14 protein-coding genes are annotated in these 14,637 nt (G+C 66.8%); 10 read left to right on the top strand and 4 right to left on the bottom strand.

The genetic code is table 11. From position 1 onward, the window contains the following. Window positions 1-82 precede the first annotated feature (82 nt). From AC4JJG_RS09745 to AC4JJG_RS09780, 8 genes are read left to right on the top strand one after another with little or no spacing between them, the layout of a single operon-like run. Window positions 83-916, top strand: coding sequence for a helix-turn-helix transcriptional regulator (locus tag AC4JJG_RS09745; protein WP_495400676.1), 834 nt, complete (start codon window positions 83-85; stop codon window positions 914-916). Beyond that, window positions 913-2,376, top strand: a complete 1,464-nt coding sequence (gene sufB / locus AC4JJG_RS09750; protein WP_495400675.1) for a Fe-S cluster assembly protein SufB — start codon at window positions 913-915, stop codon at window positions 2,374-2,376. Before AC4JJG_RS09745 ends, sufB begins: the two co-directional genes overlap by 4 nt. Beyond that, window positions 2,376-3,560, top strand: a complete 1,185-nt coding sequence (sufD, locus tag AC4JJG_RS09755; RefSeq protein WP_495400674.1) for a Fe-S cluster assembly protein SufD — start codon at window positions 2,376-2,378, stop codon at window positions 3,558-3,560. The genes sufB and sufD overlap by 1 nt, the downstream gene beginning before the upstream one ends. 43 nt (window positions 3,561-3,603) lie before the next feature. Next, complete coding sequence (sufC, locus tag AC4JJG_RS09760; protein ID WP_495400673.1) at window positions 3,604-4,377, top strand: Fe-S cluster assembly ATPase SufC; 774 nt, start codon at window positions 3,604-3,606, stop codon at window positions 4,375-4,377. A 24-nt stretch (window positions 4,378-4,401) separates the two neighbouring features. Next, complete coding sequence (locus AC4JJG_RS09765) at window positions 4,402-5,691, top strand: cysteine desulfurase (RefSeq protein WP_495400672.1); 1,290 nt, start codon at window positions 4,402-4,404, stop codon at window positions 5,689-5,691. Beyond that, the gene (gene sufU / locus AC4JJG_RS09770; protein WP_495400671.1) at window positions 5,691-6,161 is read left to right on the top strand and encodes a Fe-S cluster assembly sulfur transfer protein SufU; all 471 of its coding nucleotides are present in this window, start codon (window positions 5,691-5,693) and stop codon (window positions 6,159-6,161) included. The genes AC4JJG_RS09765 and sufU overlap by 1 nt, the downstream gene beginning before the upstream one ends. After that, window positions 6,158-6,589, top strand: a complete 432-nt coding sequence (locus AC4JJG_RS09775; RefSeq protein WP_495400670.1) for a metal-sulfur cluster assembly factor — start codon at window positions 6,158-6,160, stop codon at window positions 6,587-6,589. The genes sufU and AC4JJG_RS09775 overlap by 4 nt, the downstream gene beginning before the upstream one ends. A 24-nt stretch (window positions 6,590-6,613) precedes the next feature. Next, window positions 6,614-7,012 carry a DnaJ family domain-containing protein gene (locus tag AC4JJG_RS09780; protein WP_495400669.1) on the top strand — a complete coding sequence of 133 codons (399 nt, stop codon included), beginning with the start codon at window positions 6,614-6,616 and terminating at the stop codon, window positions 7,010-7,012. 173 nt (window positions 7,013-7,185) lie between these two features. On the opposite strand, the gene AC4JJG_RS09785 is transcribed toward AC4JJG_RS09780, so the two are convergent. Continuing rightward, the gene (locus AC4JJG_RS09785) at window positions 7,186-7,635 is read right to left on the bottom strand and encodes a GyrI-like domain-containing protein (RefSeq protein ID WP_495400668.1); all 450 of its coding nucleotides are present in this window, start codon (window positions 7,633-7,635) and stop codon (window positions 7,186-7,188) included. A 66-nt stretch (window positions 7,636-7,701) separates the two neighbouring features. Further along, window positions 7,702-8,523 carry a MerR family transcriptional regulator gene (locus tag AC4JJG_RS09790; protein ID WP_495400667.1) on the bottom strand — a complete coding sequence of 274 codons (822 nt, stop codon included), beginning with the start codon at window positions 8,521-8,523 and terminating at the stop codon, window positions 7,702-7,704. A gap of 88 nt (window positions 8,524-8,611) precedes the next feature. Here AC4JJG_RS09790 and AC4JJG_RS09795 point away from each other — a divergent pair, with 88 nt between their 5' ends. Both AC4JJG_RS09795 and AC4JJG_RS09800 read left to right on the top strand, forming a co-directional pair. After that, window positions 8,612-10,030, top strand: a complete 1,419-nt coding sequence (locus AC4JJG_RS09795; RefSeq protein ID WP_495400666.1) for a 3' terminal RNA ribose 2'-O-methyltransferase Hen1 — start codon at window positions 8,612-8,614, stop codon at window positions 10,028-10,030. After that, on the top strand, window positions 9,939-12,548 hold the full coding sequence (locus tag AC4JJG_RS09800; protein ID WP_495400665.1) for a polynucleotide kinase-phosphatase: 2,610 nt from the start codon (window positions 9,939-9,941) through the stop codon (window positions 12,546-12,548). The genes AC4JJG_RS09795 and AC4JJG_RS09800 overlap by 92 nt, the downstream gene beginning before the upstream one ends. 142 nt (window positions 12,549-12,690) lie before the next feature. On the opposite strand, the gene AC4JJG_RS09805 is transcribed toward AC4JJG_RS09800, so the two are convergent. Then, window positions 12,691-13,809 carry a lycopene cyclase family protein gene (locus AC4JJG_RS09805; protein ID WP_495400664.1) on the bottom strand — a complete coding sequence of 373 codons (1,119 nt, stop codon included), beginning with the start codon at window positions 13,807-13,809 and terminating at the stop codon, window positions 12,691-12,693. After that, the gene (locus tag AC4JJG_RS09810; protein WP_495400663.1) at window positions 13,806-14,600 is read right to left on the bottom strand and encodes an SDR family oxidoreductase; all 795 of its coding nucleotides are present in this window, start codon (window positions 14,598-14,600) and stop codon (window positions 13,806-13,808) included. Before AC4JJG_RS09810 ends, AC4JJG_RS09805 begins: the two co-directional genes overlap by 4 nt. Window positions 14,601-14,637 lie beyond the last annotated feature (37 nt).

The following is a 14,637-nucleotide window of genomic DNA, read 5'->3' on the forward strand; positions in this document are numbered from 1 at the left end:
GGCGCATATTCCCGTTCACGCGCACAAGTCACTAAGGTCACCCTTGGTAGCCACCTGCACTCAATTACGTCACACTTGTGTTGTGAAAACACTGCGGACGACTGAGGGGCTGCCCGGCGGAGGTGCACGCGTGCACTCCGCAGGTTCCGCGTCCGACGGTGTTTCCGCTGTTCACGACGGTCAGACCCGTGCGGCGGTGGTGTCTCTCCTGATGGAGGACGGCCCGTTGACCGCCGGCGAGATCGGTGACCGTCTCGGCATCAGCGCGGCCGGTGTGCGGCGTCATCTCGATTTGCTGACCGAGGCCGGTGATGTGGAGACCTCCGCATCCGGATTCGGTCGTCGCGGCCGGGGACGACCCGCCAAGTGGTTCCAGCTCACCGCCGCGGGCCGCGGAAAAATGCATCACGCATACGACGATCTGGCCGGTTCCGCGATGCGGAAGCTCCGCGAGATCGGTGGACAGGAGGCCGTCGACGCATTCGCCCGCGAACGCGTCGAGCGGATCGTCGCCGATGTCTCCCCGGCCACCGAGTCGGGATCGGTCACCGGCACCGTCGAGCAGATCGCCGACGCCTTCACCGGCGCCGGGTTCTCGGCGAACACCCGGCAGGTCGGTGCGGGCGTGCAGATCTGTCAGCACCACTGTCCGGTGGCGCACGTCGCGGGTGAATTCCCCGAACTGTGCGAGGCCGAGACCGCGGTGTTCTCCGAGCTGCTGGGCACCCACGTGCAGCGCCTGGCCACCATCGCCAACGGGGACTGCGCCTGCACGACCCACGTGCCGTTGCATCCGCCCGTGACCAGTCAGGCGGAACCGGGAGATCCCGCGACACAACCGAACACACAGCCACCTCCGGATGTGCAGCCCACATCCGAATCCGCACCCGAAAACCAAGGAAAGGCCCCGCGATGACAGTCACCGACCCGAACGCGACCGATACCGGCGCACCGGTCGCAGGTGCACCGCTCACCCAGGAAGAGACGATTGCCTCGCTCGGCACCTACGGATACGGCTGGGCCGATTCCGACGTGGCGGGGGCCAGCGCGCAGCGCGGTCTGTCCGAGGCTGTCGTGGCCGACATCTCCGGCAAGAAGGACGAGCCCGAGTGGATGCTCGAGCAGCGTCTCAAGGCTCTGAAGATCTTCGACCGCAAGCCCATGCCGCACTGGGGTGCCGAACTCGACGGCATCGACTTCGACAACATCAAGTACTTCGTGCGGTCCACCGAGAAGCAGGCCACCTCCTGGGAGGAACTGCCCGAGGACATCAAGAACACCTACGACAAGCTCGGCATCCCCGAGGCGGAGAAGCAGCGCCTCGTCGCAGGCGTGGCCGCGCAGTACGAGTCGGAGGTCGTCTATCACCAGATCCGCGAGGATCTGGAGGAGCAGGGCGTGATCTTCGTCGACACCGACACCGGACTGCGTGAGCATCCGGAGATCTTCCGTGAGTACTTCGGCTCGGTGATCCCGGCAGGCGACAACAAGTTCTCCGCGCTCAACACCGCGGTGTGGTCGGGTGGATCGTTCATCTACGTTCCGCCGGGAGTGCACGTCGACATCCCGCTCCAGGCCTACTTCCGGATCAACACCGAGAACATGGGTCAGTTCGAGCGGACCCTGATCATCGTCGACGAGGATGCCTACGTGCACTACGTCGAGGGCTGTACCGCACCGATCTACAAGACCGACTCGCTGCACTCGGCGGTCGTCGAGATCGTCGTGAAGAAGGGCGGCCGGTGCCGCTACACGACCATCCAGAACTGGTCGAACAACGTCTACAACCTGGTCACCAAGCGTGCGAAGGCCGAGGCCGGCGCGACGATGGAATGGGTCGACGGCAACATCGGCTCGAAGGTCACCATGAAGTACCCGGCCGTGTGGCTCACCGGTGAGCACGCCAAGGGTGAGGTTCTCTCGGTGGCGTTCGCCGGTGCCGGTCAGCACCAGGACACCGGATCGAAGATGGTCCACCTGGCGCCCAACACCTCGAGCAACGTGGTCTCCAAGTCGGTGGCCCGCGGCGGTGGCCGGTCGTCGTACCGCGGTCTGATCAAGGTCAACCCGGGTGCGCACGGCAGCCGCTCGACGGTCGTCTGTGATGCGCTGCTGGTCGACCAGATCAGTCGCAGCGACACCTATCCGTACGTGGACATCCGCGAGGACGACGTGACGATGGGCCACGAGGCCACCGTCTCCCGTGTGAGCGACGAGCAGCTCTTCTACCTGATGAGCCGCGGGCTCACCGAAGAGGAGGCGATGGCGATGGTCGTGCGCGGCTTCGTCGAGCCGATCGCCAAGGAGCTGCCGATGGAGTACGCGCTCGAACTCAACCGGCTCATCGAGCTGCAAATGGAAGGAGCCGTCGGCTGATGACGGAGGTCACCGACAATCAGGCCGCATCCGCGGGTGCGATCGCCACGAACAAGGGCGAGCTGTTCACGTCCTTCGACGTCGAGGCCTTCGAGGTACCGAATCAGCACGAGGAGGCGTGGCGGTTCACGCCGTTCCGCCGGCTGCGGGGACTGCATGAAGGCACCGTGCCGGCAACCGGCACCGTGGGCGTCGAGGTCACCGGCGCGGGCGACGACGTGTCCGTGGAGACCGTCGGCCGCGACGACCAGCGTCTCGGTACCGCCGGCGCGCCCTTCGATCGCATTGCGGCGCAGGCCTACAGCGGCTTCGAGCAGGCCACGATCGTCACCGCGCGTCGCGAGGCGCAGGTGGCCGAGCCGGTCGTGATCACCACGACGGGACCGGGCGAGGGCGAGGTCGCGTACTCGCACGTGCAGATACGTGCCGAGGCGTTCGCGAAGGTCGTCGTCGTCCTCGATCAGCGTGGCGGCGGCACCATCGCCGAGAACGTCGAGATCATCGCCGACGACAGCGCCCATCTGTCCGTCGTCAACGTGCACGACTGGGACGACGACGCCGTGCACGTCACCGCGCATCATGTCTCGGTCGGCCGCGACGCGGTGATCAAGCACTTCGCGATCAGCTTGGGCGGCAACACCGTTCGGCTGTCCCCGCGCGTCAGCTACCGTGGCCCCGGCGGCGACGCCGAGCTGTGGGGTCTGTACTTCGCCGATGCCGGACAGCACCTCGAGCAGCGACTGCTGGTCGATCACGCGCAGCCGAACTGCCGGTCGCGAGTTGTATACAAGGGTGCGCTGCAGGGTGACACCTCGGGCGATCGTCGCCGCGAGGCACACACCGTGTGGATCGGCGACGTGCTGATTCGCGCCGAGGCCGAGGGCACCGACACCTACGAGCTCAACCGGAACCTGGTACTCACCGACAACGCACGCGCGGACTCGGTCCCGAATCTCGAGATCGAGACCGGCGAGATCGTCGGCGCGGGCCATGCCAGCGCCACCGGCCGCTTCGACGACGAGCAACTGTTCTACCTGCAGGCCCGCGGCATCCCGGAGGATCAGGCCCGTCGCCTGGTGATCCGCGGATTCTTCGGCGAGGTGCTCGCCAAGATCACCGTGCCGGAGGTGCGTGAGCGCCTCGAGGCGGCCATCGAGGCCGAACTCGAGATCGCCGGCGCCTGACCCCTCACCTCCCAGACCCCAACAGCCCGAGGAAATATCACCGATGACCACACTGGAAATCCGCGACCTGCATGTTGATGTCGCACAGTCCGATTCCGACGCCGAGCCCATCCACATCCTCAAGGGTGTTAACCTGACGGTGAAGTCGGGGGAGACGCACGCCATCATGGGGCCCAACGGTTCCGGCAAGTCGACGCTCTCCTACGCCATCGCCGGTCACCCGAAGTACGAGATCACCAGCGGCACCATCACTCTCGACGGCGAGAACGTGCTCGACATGTCCGTCGACGAGCGGGCGCGAGCGGGGCTGTTCCTCGCCATGCAGTACCCGGTCGAGGTGCCCGGCGTGTCGATGAGCAACTTCCTGCGCACCGCGGCCACCGCGGTCCGTGGCGAGGCTCCCAAGCTGCGTCACTGGGTCAAGGAGACCAAGGAGGCGATGACCGAGCTCGAGATCGATCCGGCGTTCTCCGAGCGCAGCGTCAACGAGGGTTTCTCCGGCGGTGAGAAGAAGCGACACGAGATCCTGCAGCTGTCGCTACTCAAGCCGAAGATCGCGATCCTCGACGAGACCGACTCCGGTCTGGACGTCGACGCGCTGCGTGTCGTCTCCGAGGGCGTGAATCGCTACAAGGAGCGCGAGGACGGCGGAGTCCTGCTCATCACGCACTACACGCGGATTCTCCGCTACATCAAGCCCGACTTCGTCCACGTGTTCGTCAACGGGCGCATCGTCGAGTCCGGTGGTGCGGAACTGGCCGACGAACTCGAAGAGAACGGCTACGAGCGCTTCACCGCAGCGGCAGCAGCCAAGTAGCCGAAGGCCACAGGAGGCACGCATATGAGCATTGCCACCGATATTCCACAGTCGCTCGACGTCGCGCGTCTGCGGCAGGATTTCCCGATCCTGTCGCGGACCGTCCGCGACGACAAACCGTTGGTGTATCTGGATTCCGGTGCCACCGCGCAGCGTCCGCTGCAGGTGCTCGACGCCGAGCGTGAGTTCCTCGTCACCCACAACGCCGCGGTGCATCGCGGTGCGCATCAGCTCGCCGAGGAGGCGACCGACGCCTACGAGGGTGCGCGCGAGGGCATCGCGCGGTTCGTCGGTGTCAGCGCCGACGAGATCGTGTTCACCAAGAACGCCACCGAGGCGCTGAACCTGGTCACCTACACGCTGGGCGACGAGCGAAGCGCGGCGGTGCTGGGCGGCAAGCCACTCGGTCCGGGTGACACGGTGGTCATCACCGAACTCGAACATCACGCGAATCTCGTTCCCTGGCAGGAACTCTGCCGCCGGACGGGTGCGACGCTCAAGTGGTACGGGGTCACCGACGACGGCCGTATCGATCTGGATTCACTGGAACTCGACGAGTCGGTCAGGGTGGTGTCGTTCACGCACCAGTCCAATGTCACCGGTGCGGTGGCAGATGTCGCCGAATTGTCGCGCCGCGCACGGGAAGTCGGCGCCCTTGTGGTGCTCGACGCCTGCCAGTCGGTGCCGCATGCACCGGTCGACTTCCGGGCTCTCGACGTGGACTTCGCCGCGTTCTCCGGGCACAAGATGTTCGGTCCGTCCGGGGTCGGGGTGCTGTACGGAAAGGCGGAACTGCTCACGCAGCTGCCGCCGTTCATCACCGGTGGCTCGATGATCGAGACCGTCACCATGGAGGGTTCGACCTATGCGGCGCCGCCGCAGCGATTCGAGGCCGGGGTGCCGATGACCTCCCAGGTCGTCGGACTCGGAGCCGCCGTGGACTACCTGAACGCCATCGGCATGGATGCCGTTGCGGCACATGAACATGCGTTGGTGTCACGAGCCCTCGACCGGCTCGGAGCGATCGACGGCCTGCGGATCGTCGGTCCGACGACCGCCGAGAACCGTGGTGGGGCGGTGTCGTTCGTCGTTGACGGCATCCACGCCCACGACCTCGGTCAGATCCTCGACGACGAAGGTGTGGCGATTCGTGTGGGCCATCATTGCGCCTGGCCGCTGCACCGCCGATTCGGTATCGCTGCGACCGCCCGTGCCTCCTTCGCGGCGTACAACACCCTGGACGAGGTCGATGTGCTGGCTGCCGCGATCGAACGGGCGCAGGACTTCTTCGGTGCGCGGGGAGGTGCGGCCTAGTGCGGATGGAGCAGATGTACCAGGAGGTCATCCTGGATCACTACAAGCACCCGCACGGTCGCGGTCTCCGGGATCCGTTCGGTGCGGAAGTCCATCACGTGAATCCGACCTGCGGTGACGAGGTGACCCTGCGGGTCGAATTGTCGCCGGACGGCACGACCGTCTCCGACATCTCCTACGACGGGCAGGGCTGCTCGATCTCGCAGGCCTCCACGTCGGTGCTCTATGACCAGCTCGTGGGCGCGCCCGTCGCCGATGCGTTGGCGACGGTGGATGCGTTCAACGCGATGATGACCTCCCGCGGCGCGGACGACGGGGACGAGGACGTGATCGGCGACGGCATCGCCTTCGCCGGGGTGAGCAAGTATCCGGCTCGCGTGAAATGTGCCCTCCTGGGATGGATGGCGTTCAAGGATGCGTTGGCACAGACAGTCGACGCAACACATTCGTCAGAAGCGGAGTCAGCATGAGTGACGACACCACCACCCCGGTCGCCGACGACACGGTGACCGATACCCCGGCCGGCGACACCGCCGCCCCACAGGCGGATTCGTCTGCGGAGCCGACGGTTCCGGCATCGCAGCTGCCCACCGTCGACGATGTCGAAGAGGCGATGCGCGATGTCGTGGACCCCGAACTCGGCATCAATGTCGTCGACCTCGGTCTCGTGTACGGCATCGAGGTCGACAACGACGCCGCCGCGAAGATCGACATGACGCTGACCTCGGCGGCCTGTCCGCTGACCGACGTCATCGAGGATCAGACCCGTGGTGCACTCGTGAACAGCGGACTGTGCACCGACATGGAGATCAACTGGGTGTGGCTGCCGCCGTGGGGCCCGGACAAGATCACCGACGACGGCCGCGAACAGCTGAGGGCGCTCGGCTTCACCGTCTAGACACCCGACCGGGAGGGATTGTCGATGGGCCGCATCGAGGACCGCGTGGAACGCATGATCCGCGAGGCGACCGAGGCCGGCGCCTTCGACGACCTGCCCGGCAGCGGCAAGCCCCTCGACCTGTCCGACTCGGACGACCCGAACTGGTGGGTCAAACGCAAGATCCGCGAGGAGGATCTCGACTCGGCCGCGCTGCTGCCCGAGCCCCTGCAATTGCGCAAGGAGGCCCAGGGCTTTCCGGAGTCCTTGCGGGACATACCGACCGAGGCGATGGTCCGGCAGATTCTCGACGACTACAACACCCGCGTTCGCCGGTCACGTCTGACGACGAGACTGCGCGGCCCCGTGGTGTCGGCTGTCGCGCAGACCGTCGACGTCGACGATCTCGTGGCGCAGTGGCGAGCGCTCCGCGATTTCCGGTGACGCCGGTCTCGATACACGGCGGCTCGCTACGCTCACCGCCGCTACTCGACCATCGAATGGCCTCGTCGACCATCGGAGGGGCTCGTCCTGACTGTGTCCCGCCGGTGGTCGAGTAGCGGCCGAGCCGCCAGCCGAGGAAGCGTATCGAGACCCGCGCCCGGCGCCGTTGTCGGTCAAGCAATCGGCTGCTGCAGATCGACGACCCACGAGTCGGGCTGGTCGATGTTTCCTTCGAGGTAGACCTCGCGGCAGGGCCCGACCGGCGTGTGCCCGTCGGCGATCAGCTGCTCATGGAGCGCTGCCCAGGCCGTGCCGATGCCTTCGAGAGTGCCGCGATGGCGAACGGTGATTGCCTTGGCCGCCCCCGGCAACTGATGCCGTTCGAGGCCGCCGATCGCAGGGGCATTCGACTCGACGCCGACCCCGAGTTCGGTGACGTCGGTGCCGCCGCCATACCAGGCGACCGTCGGATGATCCGGGGACAGCCCCAGTGCGGGCAGCTGCGGTATCAGCCGCGCGAACAGCCCGCCGACCGTCTCCGGCACCTCGGCTTGGGAGCGAACCTGCGCCGGATACTGCAGCAGCGTCAGGGCCGGCAGCGATGTGGTCGGGTAGTCGGTCATGGTGTGCTCCTTGATGATCGGTCCGTCATGGCAGGAACAGTTGTACGGATTGACACACTGTGAAGGTCAAGCGCCGGGGTGCTGTCCGGCCGGGATATCGATCGGCAACTGGACTTCGGTGACCCATTCGTCCGGGTGATCGAACGGCGTCTCGTGATAGACCTCGCGGCCGGGGCCCGCGACCGCATACCCGCGAGCATCGACCTCGCGGGCGAGTGACTGCCACGCGCGATCGATGCGGTCGATGACTCCGTGATGCACCGTGGTCAATGCAGCGGGCGATTCGGGCAGGTCCACGGTGGGGAGTCCGTCCGGAACCGTTGCGGGTGCGCGAAATCCGACTCCGAAATGCATGCTGTCGCCTATGGTTTCGTACCACGCGTAGGACGGGGCCGTCATCGGCAGTCCATGGCCGGCGAGATCCGTTGCGAGTGATTGGAACAGCGGTCCGACGGCCTGGTTCAGTTCGCCCGCGTCATCGACAACGCCGGTCCGATGCACGAGGCGCAGAGCAGGCATGGAGCGCTGAACGAAGGCGAGATCACCGGCGTTCTCGTCGGCGATCAGGTCGAGGCGCGCATCCACCGCGGCCAATCTGCGGCGGTCCGCCTCGATGTCCGCGGCCAGGGCATCCCGCCGGCGTGCCAGGCTCGCCCGCGTCGTTTCCGCATCGGCGTCGAGCAACGTACCAATTTCCTGCAGGCCGAAACCCAGCTCTCGCAAGGCGATGAGCCGATTCAGCCGGGTCAGTTGCGCGGCGTTGTAGTAGCGGTATCCCGAGGATTCGTCGACCCGATCCGGTTGCAGCAGCCCCAGGCCGTCGTAGTGGCGCAGCATCCGCGTCGAGACGCCGGCCAGGCGCGCGAAGTCTCCGATGGTCAGCGGCATGCGTCCACCATGTCAGAAAGTCTGTACCCAATCCGGATCAGTTGTTCGGCGGACGATATTCGATTGCCGCCATCGATAGTGTGATCGAGTGATTGTCACCATCGACGTCGCCGGGGATGATCTCCGGCCCGCCACCGACCTCGGCTTCCTGCTGCACAAACATCCGGATCGGGTGCAGACCTTTCCCACCACGCAGGGCACGGCGACGGTCTTCTACCCCGTGGCGACGGTCGCGCGTTGCCGTGCAGTGCTTCGTGTCGACGGTGCAGGGGCTCGAGCCACCACGGATGCGGGCGAACGGTACGTGAACACCATTCCGTACGCGGGTTCATCGCGTCTGGTCGTGGCGCTGGGGAAGGTCTTCGGTGATGCGATCGGGGGCCGGTCACCGCGTGCCGACGCGGTGGGGCATCGTTGGCCGATGACGCTGACGGTCGCGGCCGTGCCGCTCGACGGGGACGTGTCTCCCGAGGATCTCTTCGGGCCGCTGGGCTGGGACGTCGAGGTGCGGCGTCGGCCGCTGACACCGCCGGAGTGGGGAGACTCCGACGTCGCGACCGTGAGACTTCGAGGCGAGCACACAGTCCGTGATGCTCTCCGGCATCTGAGCGTGCTGATCCCGGTGATCGCCGGGGACAAGCACTATTTCGTCGACGATTCGGAGGTCGACAAACTGCAGCGCCTCGGCGACGGTTGGCTCGCGGCGCATCCACGACGCGACGATATCGTGCACGGCTACCTGAAGCGCATTCGCTCGCTGGCGGACGAGGCGATCGGCCGGATCGCGGGGGCCGACATCGTCGACGAACCCGTCGGCACGCCCCGAGAGTCACTGGCGCGCAAGCGACTCGAGGTGGTTGTGGATCTCGTGAAGGCATCGGGTGCCCGGTCGGTGCTCGACATCGGTTGTGGCGAGGGCCGATTGTTGGCCGCGCTCGCCGAGCGGGCCGGAATCCCGCGGCTCGCCGGGGTCGACGTGTCGATCGGCGAACTGCGTCGCGCGCAGCGGCGCCTGGCACGTTACCGAGATGTGGAGCTATGGCAGTCCTCGGTCATGTACACCGACGACCGCTGTCGCGGTTTCGGCACCGCCGTCCTCATGGAGGTCATCGAACACATCGAACCGGAGCGCCTGCCGATGGCGATGGCGTCGGTCTTCGGCGCCATGGCGCCCCGCACGGTCGTGGTGACCACCCCGAACCGCGAGTACAACCCGGTGTACGGTCTGACGGATACGTTCCGGCATCCCGATCATCGATTCGAGTCCACCAGAACGGAATTCGCCGAGTGGGCGGCGCGTATCGCCGATGACTACCGCTACACCGTCACCTACCATCCGATCGGCGATCCGGTGGACGGTCTCGGCGCGCCGACGCAGTGCGCGGTCTTCACCCGCATCGACGACGGAGGGCTTCATGACGACGCGGAACGAGAACGGCACCGGGGGAGTGCTGGAGATACCGCAGCTGTGCCTCGTCGTGCTCGTGGGAGCCTCCGGGGCCGGTAAATCCACCTTTGCGCGCAGGCACTTTCGCGACACCGAGGTCCTGTCATCGGACGTCTTCCGGGGGATGGTGTCCGACGATCCCACCTCGCAGGAGGCCACCGGGGACGCCTTCGCGGCGCTCCTCGACGTGGCCGCACGGCGCTTGCGGCGGGGACTGCTGACGGTCGTCGACGCGACGTCGGTGCGGCCGGAGGATCGGAAGGTTCTCCTGGACCTCGCCAAGGACCTCGACGTGTTCGCCGTGGCGACCGTTCTGGATCCACCTCAAGGAGAACTGCAACGCCGTGTGGACGCCAGGCTCGAGAACGATCCGTCGGCTGCGGACCGGGCGGTGGCGCTCCGCCAGCACCGGATGCTGCGCGAACGCGGAAAGAACCTGCGCAAAGAGGGATTCAGGTTCGTATACACCCTGTCGCGGGCCGACGAGATCGATGCGGTGCAGGTGGTGCGCACGCGACTGTTCAACGATCGCACCGACGACCACGGTCCCTTCGACATCATCGGGGACGTCCACGGCTGCTTCACCGAACTCTGCGATCTCCTGCGTGCCTTGGGCTGGGAGACCGCATCGGAGCCGGACGGCGTCGTATCCGGTGTGCACGATCATCCGGAGGGGCGACGTGTGGTGTTCGTCGGTGATCTCGTCGATCGGGGACCGGACACACCCGGCGTGCTGCGGTTGGTGATGTCGATGGTCGCCCGGGGACAGGCGGTCTGTGTACGCGGGAATCACGAGGAGAAGCTGTTGCGGGCACTTCGGTCACGCAACGGCCGGGATCGTTCGGGCAAGCAGATGTCCACCGGCAACGGGCTCGCCGAATCGCTGGAGCAACTCGGCAGTACACCAACAGAATTCGTCACCGAGGTCACCGAATTCCTGGACGGCCTCGTCTCTCATCTGGTCTTCGACGACGGACGCCTCGTCGTGTCGCATGCCGGCCTGGCGGAGCGATACCACGGACGTACGTCGGGGCGGGTGCGAAACCTCGCGATGTACGGCGAGACGACCGGTGAGACCGACCGCTGGGGCTACCCGGTTCGGGTCGACTGGGCGCGGGACTACCGGGGGCCGGCCCGCGTCGTGTACGGCCACACCCCGGTTGCCCAGGCCGCGTGGACCAACAACACACTCTGCATCGACACCGGGTGCGTCTTCGGCGGCCGACTCACGGCGGTGCGATATCCGGAACTGGAGATCGTCGACGTGGACGCCCGGGCTGTGTACTGGGTGCCGGAGCGGCCGATGGGATACGGCGACACGGCGGCCGACGCTCTGCTCCGGGCTGAGATGGCGATCACGGATGTGGCCGGAAAGCGCAGTGTCCGAACACGGTTCGGCGGCTCGGTCACAATCCGCGAAGAAAACGCCGCGGCAGCCCTGGAGGTCATGTCGCGCCATGCGATCGATCCGCGGTGGCTGCGCTACCTGCCGCCGACGATGAGTCCGATCGGGAGCAAGCGTCCCGATCTGCTGGAGGATCCGGAGGCCGCCTTCGATCACTACGCGGAACTCGGTGTTCGCGAAGTGATCTGCGAACGTAAACACATGGGGTCGCGTGGCGTGCTGGTCGTCTCTCGCGACGACGGCGTCGCAGCAGCCGCATTCGACGATGCGCCGGGCCACGGGGCGCTCTACACCCGTACCGGACGGTCATTCTTCGACGCATCGGCCACCGAGCAGATTCTTCGGCGGGCGCGAACCGCCGCCGAGCCGGTCTTCGCGGATCTCGGATGTGACTGGCTGATCCTCGACGCGGAGGTGCTGCCGTGGAACATCAAGGGGGAGAAGCTGATCCGGGACCGGTTCGTGGGACTCGCCGCGACCGCGGTCGATGAGCTGGAACTCGTCGACGCCGAACTGAGGCAGGCCGCCGAGCGGGGACTCCCGGTTGGGGAGTTGCTCGACGAGGTGCGCCGGAATCGGCGGGACGTCGACGATTTCACCACCGCCTACCTGAGCCACGTTCAGGTGGGAGCCGGAATCGATGATGTTCGCATCGCCCCCTTCGAAGTACTGGCCGCCGGAACGAGGGAGACGCGGCACACCTTCGAAAAGCACTCCCATGATTGGCATCTGGCGGTCGCCGATCAGCTCGCAACGTCGGATCCGGCGCTCTTCGAGAGGACCGACCGACTGGTCGTGGACACCGGATCGGCCGAGTCACGGGCACGGGGGGCGCGGTGGTGGACGGAGATCACCGATACCGGAGGCGAGGGCATGGTCGTGAAGCCGCTCGGGAATCTGGTGCGGGATCAGCGCGATCGGCCCCTGCCGCCCGGCATCAAGGTCCGTGGCGCCGAATATCTGCGGATCATCTACGGACCGGGATATCAGCGAAACCTGGATCGCCTGCGTTCCAGGGATCTGCGCCACAAGCGATCGATGGCGATGCGCGAGTACCAACTGGGCCGGGAGGCGCTGGCCAGACATGCCGACGGCGCGCCGCTGTGGCAGGTCCACGAGTGCGTGTTCGGGGTGCTGGCACTGGAATCCGAGCCGGTCGATCCGCGGTTGTAGGTGGATCTCGATACACGATCAGCGGTGGTTTTCGCGGGTCGGGTAGCGGTGCGGGCGTAGCCCTTTCCGGGGTCGAGTAGCGACGTGCGAGCGCAGCGAGTCCGCCGCGTATCGAGACCACCACCCGCAACCCTCGATACGATCAGCGTCGGAACATGGCTCGCGCCAGAGTGTTTCGGGTCCGGTTGGGTACGCGTCGGAAGACTGCCGTCATTGCGGCCGAGACTCGTAACAGGTCCGTTCTCTCGGACAGAAAGGCCCGTTGGTGATCAACCGGAAGTTGCGCGAAGACGTCGAAGAACATTCGCACGTCGTCGTCGGGTAGGTCGAGCAGGGCCCGCATGCCGACGAGCCGCAGCCGGTGGATGACTCGGGCACCGCGAGGCCACAGGGCACGGCGCGGGTCGCGCCCCTCGGCAATCGCGATGGCGACCGTCTCGGCGGCGCACAGCGCGGCGGCCACGCCGTAGCCGGTGGCCGGGTGCATGAGTCCGCCCCGCGCGCCGAACGTCATCGGAGTGGACCGCCAGGGTGTCGGGCTCGGGCCGGTCAAGGGAAATGACACGGTCTCGGTGTCCTCGATGCTTGCGACATCCACCTCCGGAAGTCTGTCCGCGAGACGTCCGGCGAGCTCGGCCCGGGTGAGCGCGGGCGAACCCGCGAGGCATGTCTCCTCCAGCAGCACTCGCTGCTCGTCCACCGGTACCGCATAGAGAAAACTCGGCAACCCCTCGTCGGCCGATGCACCCTCCGGCATCGACCAGTCCATGAGGATCCCCTCCGTGCCACCGAGGATCTCGTCGGCTCGCGCGGTGGGCACGATGACCCCGAAGGCCGTCTGGCGTGGTCCGGTCCCGCCGGGACCACGGGCGTCGATCACGAGTGCGCCCCGCAGACGCTCGCGAGACGACAACTCCACATGGTCGGCGGCGATGCCGACCACGCGGCCGGACACGATTCGGGCGTCGTCCACGGTGAGTGCCCGCCGGAGCGCGTCGTTGTCCAGGACGCCGTACCCGCGGTCGACGTCTGCCACCCGCTCGCCGCGAATGCGCACCGAGCGGAGGGACACCCTGAGGACATTGTGCGGCAGCCAGTCCGGCAGTTCGTCGATCCAGCAGGCGTAGGTGGCCCGCCACGGGCGCTGCGGGGCCGGATCGACCAGTGTCACCGGCACCGACCGGCGCAGAAGTCGATGGGCCAGTGCGCGGCCGGCCGGGCCGGCGCCGACGATGATGACGTCGGCGCGCGGCACGGTCACATCGAGCCGGTGGCGAGCACCCCACCGTCGACGGCGAGTGTCTCACCGGTGATCCAGGACGATTCGTCGCCGGCGAGGAAGGCCGCGGCCCGCGCGATGTCGGCGGGCTCACCGAGCCTGCCGAGCGGATAGGCGGCCACGGCGCGCGCCTCGTTCTCACCCGCGATCAGATCCTTCGCGAACTGGGTCCGCACGATCGCGGGAGCAATGGCGTTCACACGAATCTTGTTGGGGCCCAACTCCCAGGCCAATTCGGCGGTCAGGCGGATGAGCGCGGCCTTCGACGCGCCGTACGCGCCGAGGACACCGGTCGACCGGATCCCGGCGACCGACGAGATGTTCACGATCGCACCGCCGTTCTCTCGCATACCGGCATGAAAGGCCTCCTGGACGAATCCGAGCGTGGCCACCACGTTGGTGTCGAAGATCTTCCGGACGGCACCGAGGTCGGCGTTCATCATGGGGCCGAAGGTCGGGTTGATGCCGGTGTTGTTGATCAGGATGTCGATGCCGTTGCCCTGGGCGACCGTCGCCGCGACGGCCTCCGCGCGGTGGTTCTCGTCGCCGGTGTTGCCGGGGCACGCGGTCACGACGGCGCCGGGAACGTCGGTGCGGATCTGCTCGGCAGCCTCGGACAGCGGGTCCGGTTTACGGCTCGTGATCACCACTGCCGCCCCGCGGCGGGCGAGTTCGGTGGCGATCGCCAGCCCGATGCCCCGGCTTGCGCCGGTCACCAGTGCGGATCGTCCGGACAGGGAAGATGTCGATGTCTCTGCTGTGGGTTCGCTCACGTTTGTCACCGTAACCGGCCGGTGAGTGCCGTGGCGC

The organism is Gordonia sp. B8661-1 (assembly GCF_059427765.1).

What these genes read in the sequence shown, in the direction of transcription:
- sufD (WP_495400674.1), top strand. Translation starts at nt 2,376, where the DNA reads ATGACGGAGGTCACCGACAATCAGGCCGCATCCGCGGGTGCGATCGCC.
- AC4JJG_RS09785 (WP_495400668.1), bottom strand. Translation starts at nt 7,635, where the DNA reads ATGACCGACTACCCGACCACATCGCTGCCGGCCCTGACGCTGCTGCAG.
- AC4JJG_RS09780 (WP_495400669.1), top strand. Translation starts at nt 6,614, where the DNA reads ATGGGCCGCATCGAGGACCGCGTGGAACGCATGATCCGCGAGGCGACC.
- sufC (WP_495400673.1), top strand. Translation starts at nt 3,604, where the DNA reads ATGACCACACTGGAAATCCGCGACCTGCATGTTGATGTCGCACAGTCC.
- AC4JJG_RS09765 (WP_495400672.1), top strand. Translation starts at nt 4,402, where the DNA reads ATGAGCATTGCCACCGATATTCCACAGTCGCTCGACGTCGCGCGTCTG.
- sufB (WP_495400675.1), top strand. Translation starts at nt 913, where the DNA reads ATGACAGTCACCGACCCGAACGCGACCGATACCGGCGCACCGGTCGCA.
- AC4JJG_RS09775 (WP_495400670.1), top strand. Translation starts at nt 6,158, where the DNA reads ATGAGTGACGACACCACCACCCCGGTCGCCGACGACACGGTGACCGAT.
- AC4JJG_RS09790 (WP_495400667.1), bottom strand. Translation starts at nt 8,523, where the DNA reads ATGCCGCTGACCATCGGAGACTTCGCGCGCCTGGCCGGCGTCTCGACG.
- AC4JJG_RS09800 (WP_495400665.1), top strand. Translation starts at nt 9,939, where the DNA reads ATGACGACGCGGAACGAGAACGGCACCGGGGGAGTGCTGGAGATACCG.